Origin of the sequence: Tatumella sp. UCD-D_suzukii (assembly GCF_000611875.2) — a bacterium.
GTDB lineage: Bacteria > Pseudomonadota > Gammaproteobacteria > Enterobacterales > Enterobacteriaceae > Tatumella > Tatumella ptyseos.
The window spans coordinates 301,139-316,760 of the sequence record NZ_JFJX01000001.1 but is presented as its reverse complement, the minus strand read 5'-3'; the positions used below and the strand labels follow the sequence as shown (position 1 = coordinate 316,760).

11 protein-coding genes are annotated in these 15,622 nt (G+C 52.5%); 9 read left to right on the top strand and 2 right to left on the bottom strand.

From position 1 onward, the window contains the following. Positions 1-144: 144 nt before the first annotated feature. The 3 genes from CG67_RS01485 (at position 145) to rluA (ending at position 6,258) form a co-directional block, all read left to right on the top strand. Positions 145-2,505 carry a DNA polymerase II gene (locus CG67_RS01485; RefSeq protein ID WP_025901212.1) on the top strand — a complete coding sequence of 787 codons (2,361 nt, stop codon included), beginning with the start codon at positions 145-147 and terminating at the stop codon, positions 2,503-2,505. Between the two features lie 155 nt (positions 2,506-2,660). Beyond that, positions 2,661-5,567, top strand: a complete 2,907-nt coding sequence (gene rapA, locus CG67_RS01480) for an RNA polymerase-associated protein RapA (protein WP_025901211.1) — start codon at positions 2,661-2,663, stop codon at positions 5,565-5,567. 37 nt (positions 5,568-5,604) lie between these two features. Further along, positions 5,605-6,258 carry a bifunctional tRNA pseudouridine(32) synthase/23S rRNA pseudouridine(746) synthase RluA gene (gene rluA / locus CG67_RS01475; RefSeq protein ID WP_025901210.1) on the top strand — a complete coding sequence of 218 codons (654 nt, stop codon included), beginning with the start codon at positions 5,605-5,607 and terminating at the stop codon, positions 6,256-6,258. 55 nt (positions 6,259-6,313) lie between these two features. Here the strand turns inward: rluA and djlA are convergent, their stop codons facing one another. Beyond that, positions 6,314-7,126, bottom strand: a complete 813-nt coding sequence (gene djlA / locus CG67_RS01470; protein ID WP_025901209.1) for a co-chaperone DjlA — start codon at positions 7,124-7,126, stop codon at positions 6,314-6,316. Positions 7,127-7,305: 179 nt separating this feature from the next. On the opposite strand from djlA, the gene lptD reads away from it, so the two are divergent. The 6 genes from lptD to apaH are packed head-to-tail and all read left to right on the top strand — an operon-like array spanning position 7,306 to position 14,086. Then, on the top strand, positions 7,306-9,678 hold the full coding sequence (lptD, locus tag CG67_RS01465; protein WP_038024459.1) for an LPS assembly protein LptD: 2,373 nt from the start codon (positions 7,306-7,308) through the stop codon (positions 9,676-9,678). A gap of 55 nt (positions 9,679-9,733) precedes the next feature. Beyond that, complete coding sequence (surA, locus tag CG67_RS01460; protein ID WP_025901207.1) at positions 9,734-11,026, top strand: peptidylprolyl isomerase SurA; 1,293 nt, start codon at positions 9,734-9,736, stop codon at positions 11,024-11,026. Further along, positions 11,019-12,011 carry a 4-hydroxythreonine-4-phosphate dehydrogenase PdxA gene (pdxA, locus tag CG67_RS01455; protein ID WP_029990248.1) on the top strand — a complete coding sequence of 331 codons (993 nt, stop codon included), beginning with the start codon at positions 11,019-11,021 and terminating at the stop codon, positions 12,009-12,011. Before surA ends, pdxA begins: the two co-directional genes overlap by 8 nt. Beyond that, the gene (rsmA, locus tag CG67_RS01450; protein ID WP_025901205.1) at positions 12,004-12,828 is read left to right on the top strand and encodes a 16S rRNA (adenine(1518)-N(6)/adenine(1519)-N(6))-dimethyltransferase RsmA; all 825 of its coding nucleotides are present in this window, start codon (positions 12,004-12,006) and stop codon (positions 12,826-12,828) included. Before pdxA ends, rsmA begins: the two co-directional genes overlap by 8 nt. A 2-nt stretch (positions 12,829-12,830) precedes the next feature. Then, positions 12,831-13,208 (top strand): Co2+/Mg2+ efflux protein ApaG, encoded by a 378-nt coding sequence (gene apaG, locus CG67_RS01445; protein WP_025901204.1) that lies wholly within the window; start codon positions 12,831-12,833, stop codon positions 13,206-13,208. A gap of 53 nt (positions 13,209-13,261) precedes the next feature. Beyond that, positions 13,262-14,086, top strand: coding sequence for a bis(5'-nucleosyl)-tetraphosphatase (symmetrical) ApaH (gene apaH / locus CG67_RS01440; protein ID WP_025901203.1), 825 nt, complete (start codon positions 13,262-13,264; stop codon positions 14,084-14,086). 42 nt (positions 14,087-14,128) lie between these two features. On the opposite strand, the gene ascB is transcribed toward apaH, so the two are convergent. After that, a complete protein-coding gene (ascB, locus tag CG67_RS01435; RefSeq protein WP_025901202.1) occupies positions 14,129-15,520 on the bottom strand; it encodes a 6-phospho-beta-glucosidase in 1,392 nt (463 codons plus the stop codon). Between the last annotated feature and the right edge of the window lie 102 nt (positions 15,521-15,622).

Sequence of the window (15,622 nt, the reverse complement as noted above, 5' to 3'; positions counted from 1 at the left end):
CTGGATTGTCCTGAGCAAGCCCCGGAACGTCAAGCTAAGTGTTCGGTTAAATACAAACAGATACAAAACATCCCGGCACCTCTCCCCTCACCGGGCTCTCTGCCCCCTGTGCTATACTGATGACTCTGCGGCTCCGGAGTCTTTGTGAACAACCCTCAAGCTGGCTTTTTATTAACCCGTCACTGGCGGGATACCCCCCGGGGAATCGAACTTTCTTTCTGGCTGGCCACAGATTCCGGGCCGGTGAAAGTGCGCGTGCCCGCGCAGCAGGCGGTGGCTTTTATCCCGCAGTCCGACACCGAAAAAGCCCGGGCGTTACTGTCACGGGAAAAAGAGGTCCGGCTGAGTCCGCTGCAATTGCTGGATTTTCATCGGCAGCCCCAGGCCGGCCTGTATTGTCCGCAATATCGTCAACTGCAACGGCTTGAGAAATTGTTACGGGAAAATGCCATTCCGGTAGCCGAAGCCGATATCCGCCCACCGGACCGCTACCTGATGGAACGCTTTATCACGGCGCCGGTCTGGTTCAGCGGCGTGGCCCGTGACGGTATGATCGACGAAGCACGGCTCAAGCCTCACCCGGACTATCGTCCGTCCCTGACGTGGATGTCACTCGATATTGAAACAAATGAGCATGGCGAACTGTACTGCATTGGTATTGAGGGCTGCGGTGAGCGGCGGGTAATGATGCTCGGACCACCGACGCCCGGCGGAAAGGCGGTGGATTTCACCCTGGAGTATGCCCGTACCCGCAGGGAACTGCTGGAAATGCTGAACCAGTGGTTCACCGAACACGATCCTGATGTCATTATCGGCTGGAATGTGATCCAGTTCGATTTACGCGTTTTACAAAAACAGGCAGACCGGTATCAGATACCTCTGCTGGCAGGACGCGGCGGTGTTCCCCTCGAGTGGCGGGAACATGGCTTCAAGCCCGGGACCTATATGGCTCAGGCGGCAGGCAGGCTGATCATTGACGGTATTGAAGCACTTAAATCGGCCTTTATGAATTTTGATTCCTTCAGTCTGGAAAATGTCTCACAAGCACTGTTCGGCGAAGGGAAGTTTATCGATGAGCCGGGCAACCGGATGGCGGAGATCAATCAACGCTTTGCGACAGACAAACCCGCCCTGGCACGTTATAACCTGCGGGACTGCGAGCTGGTGACGCGGATCTTCCGCCATACCCGCCTGATGCCCTTCCTGCTGGAGCGCAGCAGTGTGAACGGACTGCAGGCCGATCGTCACGGCGGCTCCGTTGCCTCTTTCAGCCACCTTTATATTCCGCGGATGCATCGGGCGGGTTATGTGGCACCGAATACCGGTGAAGTGGCCCCGGTCGCCAGCCCCGGGGGATATGTGATGGACTCCAGTCCCGGATTATATGACTCCGTGCTGGTGCTGGATTATAAAAGTCTGTACCCCTCCATCATCAAAACCTTTCTGATCGACCCGGTCGGTCTGGTGGAAGGGATGGCGCACCCGGAGGATGAAACTTCCGTCACCGGCTTTCTGGATGCCCGCTTTTCCCGGCAGACATTCTGCCTGCCGGAGATTGTCGGGCAAATCTGGCAAAACCGTGAGCAGGCAAAACAGCAGAATAATCAGCCACTGTCGCAGGCGCTGAAAATCATTATGAACGCGTTTTACGGCGTACTGGGGACCCCATCCTGCCGGTTTTTTGACCCCCGGCTGGCCTCGTCCATTACCCTGCGCGGTCACGAAATTATGCAGAAGACCCGTGATTTTATTGAACAACAGGGGTATCGCGTGATTTACGGGGACACCGACTCGACCTTCGTCTGGCTGAAAACCGCCCACAGCGAAGCCCGGGCGGAGGAGATTGGTCGTCAGCTGGCAGCCAGCGTTAATGACTGGTGGAAGCAGCAGCTCGCACAACAGTTTCAGCTGGACAGCGCCCTTGAGCTCGAATATGAAACCCACTATTGCCGTTTTCTGATGCCCACCATCCGGGGGGCCGAACAGGGCAGTAAAAAACGTTACGCCGGCTGGGTGAATCATCATGGCCGGGACCAGATTATTTTTAAAGGACTGGAAACCGTCCGAACTGACTGGACCCCGCTGGCCAAAGAGTTTCAGCAAACACTCTATTCTCTGATTTTCCGCCGTCAGTCCTGGCAGCAATACGTCCGGGACACGGTGGCTAAACTGATGGCGGGTGAACTGGATGATAAATTAATTTACAGCAAGCGGTTACGACGTCCGCTGGAAGAATACCAGAGAAATGTCCCGCCCCATGCGCGGGCCGCCAGGCTGTCAGATGACTATGCCCGTAAGGCCGGACATCCTTTACGGTATCAGAAAGGCGGGACAATACGTTATGTGATGACCACCCGCGGGCCGGAACCCCTGAATGCACGGAGCGCCCCGCTGGATTACGATCATTATCTGACACGTCAGCTTGAACCGGTGGCGGACGGAATACTCGGGTTTGTCGGCGGTGACTTCACCACACTAATTACCGGGCAGCTGGGACTGTTTTGATAGGTGACGAATGGCTCGCCTTCCAGTACCATAGCGGCCTCCCTGAATCTCATTGCTCTGCATTTTATTTACCAGACCTTTTGTCTGGTCGCCATGCTATTGCCTGCAGCGCATGAATATCTTTTTACACGTTAAGAGAATCGAGCTAATTATTTATGCCTTTTACACTTGGTCAGCGCTGGATTAGTGATACAGAAAGTGAACTTGGACTGGGGACGGTCGTCGCTATCGATGCACGTATGGTCACTTTACTTTTTCCGGCTACTGGCGAAAACAGACTGTATGCCCGTAATGATTCTCCTATTACCCGGGTCATTTTTAACCCGGGCGATACCATCACCAGCCATGAAGGCTGGCAGTTAACCGTAGAAAGTGTCCGGGATAATGACGGCGTCATGACCTACACCGGCACACGTACGGATACTCAGGAAAGTGATGTCAGCCTGCGTGAAGTCATGCTCGACAGTAAACTGGTATTCAGCAAGCCTCAGGATCGGTTATTTGCCGGCCAGCTCGATCGGATGGATCGTTTTGCCTTGCGTTTCCGCGCCCGTAAATATCAGAGTGCACAATATCGCCTGCCCGTCAGTGGTATGCGTGGCATGCGGACTAACCTGATCCCGCACCAGCTGCATATCGCCCACGATGTGGGTCGTCGCCATGCACCCCGCGTGTTACTGGCCGATGAAGTGGGCCTCGGAAAAACCATTGAAGCCGGGATGATCATTCAGCAACAGCTACTGGCGGGCCGTGCTGAGCGTGTGCTGATCGTAGTCCCTGAAACATTACAACATCAGTGGCTGGTTGAAATGCTGCGTCGTTTCAATCTGCGCTTTGCGCTGTTTGATGATGACCGTTACAACGAAGCGCAGTTTGATACCAGTAACCCGTTCTTTACCGAACAACTGGTCATCTGCTCGCTTGATTTTGCCTGTAAGAACCGGCAGCGCCTGGAAGCGATGTCTGAGGCTGAATGGGATCTGCTGGTGGTCGATGAAGCCCACCACCTGTCATGGTCTGAAGGAAAACCAGGGCGTGAATACCTGGTCGTCGAGAAGCTGGCTGAAAATATTCCCGGTGTGTTACTGCTGACCGCCACCCCGGAGCAGCTGGGTATGGAAAGCCATTTCGCCCGTCTGCGCCTGCTGGATCCGGACCGTTTCCACGATTATCAGTTATTTGTTGAAGAGCAGGAGCAATACCAGCCGGTCGCGGATGCCGTGACTTCCCTGCTGGCGGATACCCCGATCGCGACCAGTGAAGAAGCGATGATCAATGACCTGATCAGTGACCAGGACATTTCAGATCTGATCGCACGGGCAAACAGCGGCGATGAACTACGCCTCGAAGCCCGTAAAAAACTGGTTTCTCTGCTGATGGATCGCCACGGTACCAGCCGCGTTCTGTTCCGTAATACCCGTCAGGGTGTGAAAGGCTTTCCTTCACGTCAACTGCAGCAATTTCGTCTGCCGCTGCCCTCGCAATACCAGACGGCCATCAAGGTCTCCGGAATTATGGGGAGCCGTAAAAGTGCCGAAGAGCGCGCCCGCGATATGCTCTACCCTGAGCAGATTTACCAGGAGTTTGAAGGCGACTCCGGTACCTGGTGGGCCTTTGACCCGCGTGTCGAATGGCTGACCGACTATTTGCTGGAAAACCGTAAAGAGAAAGTGCTGGTGATTTGTGCCAAGGCAGCCACGGCACTGCAACTGGAACAATACCTGCGTGAGCGGGAAGGTATCCGTGCCGCCGTTTTCCACGAAGGGTTGTCTATTATTGAACGTGACAGGGCTTCGGCGTTCTTTGCTTCACAGGAAGAAGGCGCACAGGTCCTGCTGTGTTCCGAAATCGGTTCAGAAGGACGTAACTTCCAGTTCGCCAGCCGTCTGGTCATGTTTGATCTGCCTTTCAACCCGGATCTGCTGGAACAGCGTATCGGGCGTCTGGATCGTATCGGACAACAGAACGATATTCAGATCCTGGTTCCCTGGCTGGAGAATACTGCTCAGGCCGTATTACTGCGCTGGTTCCACGAAGGGCTGGATGCCTTTGAGCATACCTGCCCGACCGGACGAACAGTTTATGACAAGGTGCATCCGCAGTTACTGTCATACCTGGCGGCCCCGGAAAAAACCGAAGGGCTGGATGAGTTTATTGCCGACTGCCGTCAGCAACACGATGCTCTGAAATCACAGCTGGAACAGGGCCGTGACCGTCTGCTGGAGCTGAACTCTAACGGCGGTGAGGCCGCCGTCGGTTTAGCTGAAGCTATCGCCGCGCAGGATAACGATACCGAACTGGTTAACTTTGCACTGAACCTGTTCGATATTGTCGGTATTAATCAGGATGACCGCAGTGATAACCTGATTGTGCTGACGCCGTCTGACCACATGCTGGTGCCGGACTTTCCGGGGCTCCCGGAAGAAGGCTGTACCATCACCTTTGACCGTGATCAGGCACTCTCCCGGGAAGATACCCAATTTATTACCTGGGAACACCCGCTGATCCGTAATGGTCTGGACCTGATCCTGTCCGGTGATACCGGCAGCAGCGCCATTTCTTTACTGAAAAATAAAGCACTGCCGGTCGGCACCTTGCTGGTTGAACTGGTCTATGTGGTTGAAGCTCAGGCACCTAAGCACCTGCAACTGACCCGATTCCTGCCACCGACGCCATTGCGTCTGATGCTGGATAAAGCCGGTAATAACCTGGCGGCGAAAGTCGAGTTTGAAAGCTTTAACCGTCAGCTGAGTGCCGTTAATCGCCATACCGGTAGTAAACTGGTGAATGCGGTTCAGCAGGATGTTTATCAAATCCTGACCCGGGGTGAAGAACTCGTGGTAACCGATGCTCAGGCCGTCATTGAAGAAGCCCGCCGTCAGGCGGACGAAACGCTGACGGCTGAGCTGGACAGGTTACGTGCCCTGCAGGCAGTTAACCCGAATATCCGTGACGATGAAGTCGAAGCACTGGAAACCAACCGTCAGGAAGTGATGGAAAGTCTGGCTCAGGCAAACTGGCGACTGGATGCTTTACGGCTGATCGTTGTCACTCACCAGTAACCGGTTACGGGGGCTTCGGTCCCCGATGGAAACGTGAATGGAACCCTATAATCCTCCCAGCGAACCCTGGCTGCATATCCTTTATCAGGATAGCCATATCATGGTGGTGAATAAACCGAGCGGGCTGCTGTCCGTTCCGGGACGTTTGCCGGAACACCATGACAGTATCATGCTCAGGGTCCAGCGTGATTATCCGACGGCACAGTCGGTTCACCGTCTGGATATGGCCACCAGCGGTGTAATTGTGGTCGCCCTGACCAAAGCGGCTGAACGTGAACTGAAGCGTCAGTTCCGTGAGCGCGAACCTCAGAAGACCTATGTTGCCCGCATCTGGGGCCATCCGGAGGCAGAAAAGGGAATGGTCGACCTGCCGTTAATCTGTGACTGGCCAAACCGTCCGATGCAGAAAGTGTGCTTCGAGACAGGAAAAGCGGCGCAGACCGAATGGCGGGTGACGGACTATTGTGATGAAGCCAGTTGCCGGGTCGAACTAAAACCCATCACCGGGCGTTCACATCAGCTCAGGGTGCATATGCTGGCGCTGGGCCATCCCATTCTGGGAGACCGGTTCTATGCACATCCTGAGGCCTTAGCGATGGCAGATCGTTTGTTACTGCATGCAGAATCACTGACCATCACGCATCCGGCGTACGGTACGCCGATGACATTTCGCCAGCCTGCCGGCTTCTGAACGGCTATCATGAAAAAGGGCCACTTCCCTCGCGGGTAATGGCCCTTCCGTCTGACTACTTAAAACCTTTCTCTTTACGGATCAGGTCATAAGCAGACTGGATTTTTTGTGTCTTCTGTTTCGCCATTTCCATCATTTCCGGCGGTAACCCTTTCGCCACCAGTTTATCCGGATGGTGCTCACTCATCAGTTTCCGGTAAGCCCGCTTAATGGTTGTCGGCTCATCGCCCGGCTTGACGCCCAGCACACTGCAGGCATCTTCCAGTGTCGGTCCGCGTTGCGCTTGCTGATACTGTTCCTGCCGGGAATAACTCCCCCCGGTGAACTGCTCACCTCCCGCCATCATCCGCAGAAACTGATCAAACTGTCCGCGGGAAATGCCCAGTTCTTCGGCAATGACATATAAGACCTGTCGTTCACTGGGATGCAGAATGCCGTCGGCAAAAGCCGCCTGAACCTGAATTTCCAGAAACATCCGAATCAGGTCAAAACGACCGAAACAGGCGCTGCGAAATTCACGCAACTTCTCGCGTAACGGGTACTGACTGTCCTTACCTTCGCGAAAGGCCTGTTGAGCTGAGCGACGGGACTCGCCATGCAATTGCAAACGATCCATAAACGCTGTGGCCATCTGAATATCAGCTTCGGTGACCCGTCCTTTCGATTTGGTCAGATGTCCCATCACCTGGAAGGTCGTGCGAAAAAACAGGTTCTGACGTGACTGGTTGTCAGAAAAATATCCCTGCCCCTTACTGCTCATCACTTTATCGATAGCATGGCCAATCATCATCCCCAGAACCACGCCCCAAAAACCGGCGCCGGAGAGAAGACCTGCCATAAATCCAATTACTTTACCCCAATAGCGCATAAACTCCTCAATTCGCCATGCTTCAGGTCGAAATTTGCATTATCATACCCGTCATTTGCTCAACCGCCTATCGGCAAACCGGATAGATCAGGATTAACACCAGCTTCATAATGCGGTAAGTTAGTCTTCGCCCAATTGTCGGCATGATGCCAGTTTTAACGGAATCCCAGATACTGCGTATGAATAAACGTATACCTACCCTGCTTGCCACGATGATTGGTGCAGCGCTCTACAGTCAGCACACCCTTGCCGATGACCTGATGTCGCAATGTATGCTGGGCGTTCCCTCATATAATCGCCCGCTGACCAGCGGAACGCCTAATGAGCAGCCCGTAACCATAAATTCTGACTCGGCAAAAGGGACGTATCCGAATAATTCCGTTTTTTCCGGTAAAGTCAGTGTCAATCAGGGAAATGGTCAGCTTCAGGCCGATGAAATACAACTTCATCAGAATGAGCAACCCGGGCAGAGTACACCCACCCGGACTGTCGATGCACTGGGCAACGTTCATTATGACGATAATCAGGTTATTCTGAAGGGCTCAAAAGCCTGGAGCAATCTGAATAATAAAAATACCAACGTCTGGAATGGCGATTATCAGATGGTCGGACGTCAGGGCCGTGGCACTGCGACCGAGATGAAACTGCGCGATAATAACCGATACACTATCCTGGAAAACGGCAGTTTTACGTCCTGTCTGCCAGGCAGTAACAGCTGGAGTGTTGTGGGTTCTGAAATTATTCAGGACCGGCAGGAAGAAGTGGCAGAAATCTGGAATGCCCGCTTCAAAATCGGCTCGGTACCTGTTTTTTACAGCCCTTATCTGCAACTGCCGATCGGCGATCGCCGCCGTTCAGGCTTCCTGATCCCGAATGCAAGATACGGTAATAATAATGGCTTCGAATTTTTGTTGCCTTATTACTGGAATATTTCGCCGCAGATGGATGCCACCATCACGCCTCATTATATGAGTAAGCGGGGTATGCAGCTGCAGAACGAATTCCGCTATCTTTCAGGGTTAGGTGGCGGACTCATGGAGCTGGATTACCTGCCTTCGGATCAGCAATATAACAATGAAAAATCCGCCAGGGGGATCGCAGACAGCGCCAGCTCTGACCGCTGGTTATTTTACTGGCGTCATTCCGGTGTTTATGATCAGCATTGGCGTATCAATGCTGACTACACCAAGGTCAGTGATACTTACTACTTTAACGATCTGGATTCCAAATACTACAGCTCGACAGATGGTTATGCATCGCAGAAATTCAGCATTGGCTATGCCGATACGCACTGGGATGCCACCTTATCGACACGTGATTTCCAGACGTTCTCACGCACCAACAGTAATATTTACCGCACCCTGCCGCAGCTGGATGTTAACCTGTATCAGAATGATATCGGACCGTTTGATGGCCATGTCTTTGGTCAGATAGCGCGTTTTACCAACACCAACCCGCGTTATCCGCAGGCGACCCGTTTACATATCGAGCCGACCCTGGACTTACCGTTATCCAACGGCTGGGCAAGTCTGAATACCGAAGCCAAACTGCTGGCGACACATTATCAGCAGGATAATCTGGATGATTACAACAGTGGTGCGCTGACAGAAAGCGGTTCACGCTATAATCTGGCAAATTCCGTCAACCGGACGATGCCGCAATTCAAAGTCGATGGCCGTATGGTCTTTGACCGGGATATGACCTGGTCTCCGGGCTACACTCAGACTCTGGAACCCCGGGTTCAGTATCTGTATGTCCCTTATCGTAATCAGAGCAATATCTACCCTTACGATTCAACGTTACTGCAAACGGACTATACCGGACTGTTCCGTGACCGTAGCTACAGTGGCCTGGATCGTATCGCTTCTGCGGATCAGGTGGCCACCGGGGTCACTTCCCGCATTTATGATAGCAATCTGGTTGAACGATTTAACATTTCTGTGGGTCAGATATATTCGTTTACCCCTGCACGTACCGGAATTTCGTCAATTGACGATCAAGACAGTACAGGGAGCCTGACCTGGGCCGGAGATACTTACTGGAAGATCAGTGATCGCTGGGGGGTTCGTGGCGGTCTGCAATATGACACCAAACTGGACAATGTCTCTCAGGGGAATGCTGTCCTGGAATATCGTCGTGATGCTGACCGCTTAGTGCAGTTGAGCTATCGTTATAGCAGTCCTCAGTATGTTGCTGCGGCACTGAACGATGAATCCTTGCTGAGCAGCCCGATTTACAAAAACGGAATATCACAGGCAGGTGCCACCGCCAGCTGGCCGATTGCAGATGCATGGTCAGTGGTCGGAGCTTACTATTACGATACCCGTAACCGTAAACCTGCTGAGCAATTGTTAGGTGTCCAATACAGTTCTTGCTGTTATGCCATCCGTTTAGGCTATGAGCGTAAGATCAATGGCTGGGAAAACGATACAAGTAATTATGACAACCAGATTTCATTCAACATTGAGTTCCGGGGCCTGAGTTCTGACTATGGCCTGGGAACCCGTCAAATGCTGAGCCAGGGGATCATCCCTTATCAGTCCGCATTTTGATGTTGTAATGTATGGCCGGTAAATTCCGCATAGCGGTAACAACGATGGAAATAGTATGAAGAACTGGAGAATGCTGATTCTGTGTGTCGCGCTTAAAGCAACGACTGCTCTGGCTGCGCCACAGATGATTGATAAAGTCGCAGCGATAGTCAACAACGGTGTCGTTCTCGAAAGCGATGTTGATAACCTGATGAGCACGGTTAAAACTCAGGCAAAGGAGGCCGGCCAGCAATTGCCCGATGATCAGACTTTACGTCATCAGATCCTCGAACGCGAAATTATGGATAGTATCATCACACAGATGGGCCAGCGTGCCGGCCTGCAGATCAGTGACCAGCAGCTGGATCAGGCGATTCAGAACATCGCGGCTCAGAACCACCTGAGCATGGATCAGTTACGTAGCCGTCTGACGTACGACGGGGTGAATTACAACGATTACCGTAACCAGATCCGCAAAGAGATGCTGATTGCTGAGGTTCGCAATAATGAAGTCAGAAGCCGTATTACTATCCTCCCTGAAGAGGTGAATAACCTGGCTAAACAGATTTCATCCCAGAACGTGCCGGGCACAGAAGTTAACCTCAGCATGATCCTGCTGCCGTTGCCGGAAAACCCGACACAGCAACAGGTTGATGAAGAAGAGGCCCTGGCGAAAAAACTGGTGGGTGAGCTGAAAAACGGTGCCGACTTCGGAAAAATGGCCGTCACCTATTCCGCCGACCCACAGGCGCTGAAAGGCGGTAATATGGGCTGGGGCAAAATTGAAGAGCTGCCAGGTCTGTTCAGCCAGGCCTTAAGCGCTGCCCATAAAGGCGATATTGTCGGGCCTATCCGTTCAGGTGTGGGTTTCCATATTCTGAAAGTGAATGATATGCGCGGTGAATCTCAGAACGTTTCGGTAACGGAAGTTCATGCACGCCATATTCTGATCAAAATTACCCCTATAATGAGTGATCAGCAGGCTCACGCCAAAATTGAGCAGATCGCGGCCGAGATCCGCGCGGGAAAAATTACCTTTGCTGATGCCGCTAATAAATATTCTGATGATCCGGGTTCTGCCAACCTGGGGGGCGATTTAGGCTGGGCCTCTCCGAACATTTATGACCCGGCGTTCCGCGATGCAGTGATGCAACTGAAAAAAGGTCAGCTCAGTCAGCCAGTTCGCTCTTCCTTCGGATGGCACCTGATCCAGTTGCTGGATACCCGTCAGGTAGACAGAACAGATGAAGTCGCGAAAGATCGTGCCTATAATATCCTGTTCAATCGTAAATTTGCGGAAGAAGCTCAGACCTGGATGCAGGAAGAACGCGCATCTGCTTATGTGAAGATTCTGGATAATAATGACTGATATACCCCGTATAGTCATCACTCCCGGCGAACCCGCCGGGATTGGTCCGGACCTGACGTTGCAACTGGCCAGTGTTGACTGGCCAGTTCAGTTAGTGGTCTGTGCCGACAGACAACTGTTACTGGACAGAGCCGCAGCGCTGGGGGTTTCCGTCACGCTGACCGATTATCAGCCGGATCTCCCTGCCACTGCCCAGCAAGCAGGAACTCTGACCTTGCTGCCGGTGGCACTGAATGCCCCCGTGACAGCAGGTCAGTTATCCGTCAGTCACAGTGAATATGTTGTCGAATCTCTCAGGACCGCCTGTGATGGCTGTCTTTCCGGAGAATTTTCAGCACTGGTCACAGGCCCGGTTCATAAGGGCGTGATTAATGAAGCCGGTATTCCTTTTACCGGGCATACCGAGTTTTTTGCAGATCGTGCCGGCTGTCATAAAGTCGTGATGATGCTGGCAACCACCGAACTGCGGGTGGCTCTGGCGACCACACATCTTCCACTGAAAGATGTCTCTGCCGCGATCACGCGGGAAAACCTGCACGAAGTGATCACTATTCTTCATCGGGATTTACAGCAGAAATTTCATCTTCCTGAACCGAAAATTCTGGTTTGCGGATTAAATCCTCATGCCGGCGAAAGCGGGCATATGGGACGAGAAGAAATTGATATTATCGAACCGGCACTGGAAGAGTTACGCCAGCAGGGCATTTCGCTCATCGGGCCGCTGCCTGCCGATACCCTGTTTCAGCCAAAGTATCTTGAACATGCCGATGCCGTACTGGCGATGTATCATGACCAGGGATTGCCGGTATTAAAATATCAGGGATTTGGCCGGGCGGTAAATATTACCCTGGGCCTCCCATTTATCCGGACTTCAGTCGACCATGGAACTGCACTTGAACTGGCAGGTCGTGGGCAGGCCGATCCGGGCAGCTTTATTACGGCGATTAAACTCGCCATCAATATGATTAAGAGCAGTAATGAATAATCGCGTCCATCAGGGGCACTATGCCCGTAAACGTTTCGGGCAGAACTTCCTGAACGATCAATATATTATTGATAGCATTGTCTCAGCCATCCATCCGCTTAAGAGTGATGCTTTGGTTGAAATTGGTCCCGGCCTCGGAGCGCTGACCGAACCGGTCGGTGAAAAAGTCGATGCGCTGACAGTGGTCGAACTCGACAGAGATCTGGCTGCCCGCCTGCAGACTCACCCGTTCCTGGGCCCGAAACTGACTATTTTTCAGCAGGATGCGATGACATTCAATTTTGCTGAACTGGCCGCTGAGCGCGGGCAGCCGTTACGTGTTTTCGGTAACCTGCCTTACAATATCTCAACGCCATTGATGTTCCATCTGTTCAGCTATCCGGGTGCGATTAAAGATATGCACTTTATGCTGCAAAAAGAGGTCGTCAATCGCCTGGTGGCAGGCCCCGGCAGTAAAGCTTATGGCCGCCTGACGGTCATGGCTCAGTACTACTGTCAGGTCATTCCGGTACTGGAAGTTCCGCCGCACTCCTTTACTCCGCCACCGAAAGTAGATTCTGCCGTCGTGCGCCTGGTGCCACATACCTGTTCTCCGTACCCTGCAGTGGATGTCAAAGTCCTCAGCAGGATCACGACAGAGGCCTTTGGTAAACGTCGTAAGACACTACGCAACAGCCTCGGCCATCTGTTCTCCGCACAGGTGCTTTCTGATCTGGGTATTGATGATACCCTGCGAGCCGAGAACATTTCGATTGCCCAATACTGCCAGCTGGCACACTGGCTGACAGAGCATCCGGAACAACCCCGGGAGAGTTAATCATGAGTGGATCCAGACGCGTTTACGTACATGTACAAACATTTTATGTCGCCTCGCAATCGCTGCCTGAGGAAGAACGTTATGTTTTTGCCTATACAATCACCATCCGTAATTTAGGGCACTCTGAAGTGCAATTACGTGAACGCTACTGGTTAATCACGAATGGTAACGGGAAAGAGACTGAGGTTCAGGGTGAAGGCGTCGTCGGTGAACAACCGCGAATAAAGCCCGGGGACGAATACCAGTACACCAGTGGTGCCGTCCTCGAAACGCCGATCGGAACCATGCAGGGACACTATGTCATGGAAGATGAAAATGGTGAGCGCTTTACGACACCGATCCCGGTGTTTCGCCTTGCAGTCTCTACTCAGCTTCATTAAGCCCCCCTCCGGCCTGTGTCTGCAGGCCTGATGTTTATGCTGACAGGATTTACATGAGTACTTATCTGATAGGCGATATTCACGGTTGTTATACAGAATTTTGTGCATTACTGGATCAGGTCAGTTTTGACCCGACCCGGGATGAACTCTGGCTGACCGGTGATTTAGTCGCTCGTGGCCCGGACTCCCTTGCGGTATTAAGAAAGGTGAAGTCACTGGGTGACTCTGTCCGACTGGTGCTGGGGAACCATGATCTCCATATTCTGGCTGTCTATGCCGGGATCAGTCGCAACAAACCTAAAGATAACCTGGCGGCACTGCTGGCTGCCGGGGACTGTGATGAGCTGATCAACTGGCTACGTCGCCAACCCTTATTACAGGTCGATGAAGAGAAAAAGCTGGTCATGGCCCATGCCGGGATCACCCCGCAATGGGATATCGACACGGCTAAAGCCTGTGCCAGAGAACTGGAAGTCATACTTTCCAGTGACAGCTATCCACTCTTCCTGGATGCCATGTACGGCGATATGCCTAACAACTGGACACCTGAACTCAGCGGACTGGCCAGGCTGCGTTTCAGCGCTAATGCACTGACGCGGATGCGCTATTGCTTTCCGAACGGACAACTGGACATGATATGTAAAGATGTTCCGGAAAAAGCCACTCCGCCGCTGAAACCCTGGTTTATGCTGGAAGGCCCGGTACGTGAAGGCTATACCATTGCATTCGGACACTGGGCATCGCTGGAGGGTAAAGGTACTCCGGAAGGTATACTGGGACTGGACACCGGATGCTGCTGGGGCGGAACCCTTACCTTACTGCGCTGGGAAGACCAGCAATATTTCCACCAGCCTTCCCTGCAAAAGAAAAAGAGTTAACCTTCCGGGGCCGTCCGTCAGTGGCCCGCCCCGGAATAAACTTTATTTCAGTACGGCTCCCCGGCTGGCAATCACTGACTGATACCAGCCGAAACTTTTCTTACGGTAACGCTGTAGCGTCCCGGTACCATCGTCATGACGATCGACGTAAATAAAGCCATAGCGTTTGGAAAGTTCACCTTTAGAAGCACTGACTAAATCGATAGGCCCCCAGCTGGTATACCCCATAATATCCACGCCATCTTCCAGAGCTTCCCGGACTTGCTGCAGATGATCATTCAGATAGCTGATACGATAATCATCGTTCACCTGGCCATCCGCAGTGAGCTGATCCCGCGCTCCCAGACCATTTTCAACAATAAACAGCGGTTTTTGATAACGATCCCATAGCAGATTCAGCAGTACCCGTAACCCCTGCGGATCGATTTGCCAGCCCCATTCCGATGCACTCAGGTGAGGGTTTGGGATCATGTTCAGGATATTTCCGCGCTCCTGCAGATATTTTTCCGGCTCGGCACTGGCACACCCGGACATGTAATAACTGAACGAGACAAAATCCACCCCGTGTCTGAGAGCTTCCCGGTCTTCATCCGTAATGTGCAGTTCAATATTATTATCACGGAAATAGCGTTGCATATAGCCAGGGTACTCTCCCCTCACCTGGACATCCCCGAAAAATAACCAATGCCGGTTTCCCTGCATAGCCGCCATCACATCGGCCGGTTTACTGCTTAACGGATACTGTAACCCGCCTAACAGCATATTCCCTATTTTCGCCCCCGGGATCATTTCGTGGCAGGTTTTGACCGTCAGGCTACTGGCAACCAGTTGATGATGGATGGCCTGGTAAATTTCACCCAGCGAACTTTCCATCGGAATACCCACACCTGTCAGCGGCGCGTGCAGAGACATATTAATTTCATTGAAGGTCAGCCATAAACGTACCTGGTGCCGGTAACGCTGAAACACCGTTCTGGCGTAGCGCAGGAAGAAAGTGATGACCTGACGATCCCCCCAGCCGCCATACTCTTTCACTAATGCCCAGGGCATCTCGTAATGAGAAAGTGTCACCACTGGCTGAATATTGTGTTTTTCCAGTTCAGCAAAAATCGCATCATAATATGCAAGCCCGGCTTCATTCGGGGTTTCTTCATCCCCGCGGGGAAAAATGCGGCTCCAGGCGATCGATAGTCGCAGGCAGGTAAAGCCCATTTCAGCAAATAAAGCGATATCTTGCGGATAACGATGATAAAAATCGATAGCCACATCCTTCAGATATTCTTTCTCAGACCCGCGCTCATCAAGGCCGCCAAAAATACCTTCAGGTAACACATCAGATGTCGATAATCCTTTCCCCCCTTCACGCCATGCGCCTTCTACCTGATTGGCTGCAATCGCCCCGCCCCACAGAAAACTTTCCGGAAATAATTTCATGACTCTCTCCCTGATGATGATGACTTAAACATACCGTTCACCGCCTGTAAAAGCAGATACAGGCGGTTCACGTTATCCGTTTTTCACTGTTTCCTGCGTCTG

What these genes read in the sequence shown, in the direction of transcription:
- rapA (WP_025901211.1), top strand. Translation starts at nt 2,661, where the DNA reads ATGCCTTTTACACTTGGTCAGCGCTGGATTAGTGATACAGAAAGTGAA.
- rluA (WP_025901210.1), top strand. Translation starts at nt 5,605, where the DNA reads ATGGAACCCTATAATCCTCCCAGCGAACCCTGGCTGCATATCCTTTAT.
- djlA (WP_025901209.1), bottom strand. Translation starts at nt 7,126, where the DNA reads ATGCGCTATTGGGGTAAAGTAATTGGATTTATGGCAGGTCTTCTCTCC.
- lptD (WP_038024459.1), top strand. Translation starts at nt 7,306, where the DNA reads ATGAATAAACGTATACCTACCCTGCTTGCCACGATGATTGGTGCAGCG.
- surA (WP_025901207.1), top strand. Translation starts at nt 9,734, where the DNA reads ATGAAGAACTGGAGAATGCTGATTCTGTGTGTCGCGCTTAAAGCAACG.
- pdxA (WP_029990248.1), top strand. Translation starts at nt 11,019, where the DNA reads ATGACTGATATACCCCGTATAGTCATCACTCCCGGCGAACCCGCCGGG.
- rsmA (WP_025901205.1), top strand. Translation starts at nt 12,004, where the DNA reads ATGAATAATCGCGTCCATCAGGGGCACTATGCCCGTAAACGTTTCGGG.
- apaG (WP_025901204.1), top strand. Translation starts at nt 12,831, where the DNA reads ATGAGTGGATCCAGACGCGTTTACGTACATGTACAAACATTTTATGTC.
- apaH (WP_025901203.1), top strand. Translation starts at nt 13,262, where the DNA reads ATGAGTACTTATCTGATAGGCGATATTCACGGTTGTTATACAGAATTT.
- ascB (WP_025901202.1), bottom strand. Translation starts at nt 15,520, where the DNA reads ATGAAATTATTTCCGGAAAGTTTTCTGTGGGGCGGGGCGATTGCAGCC.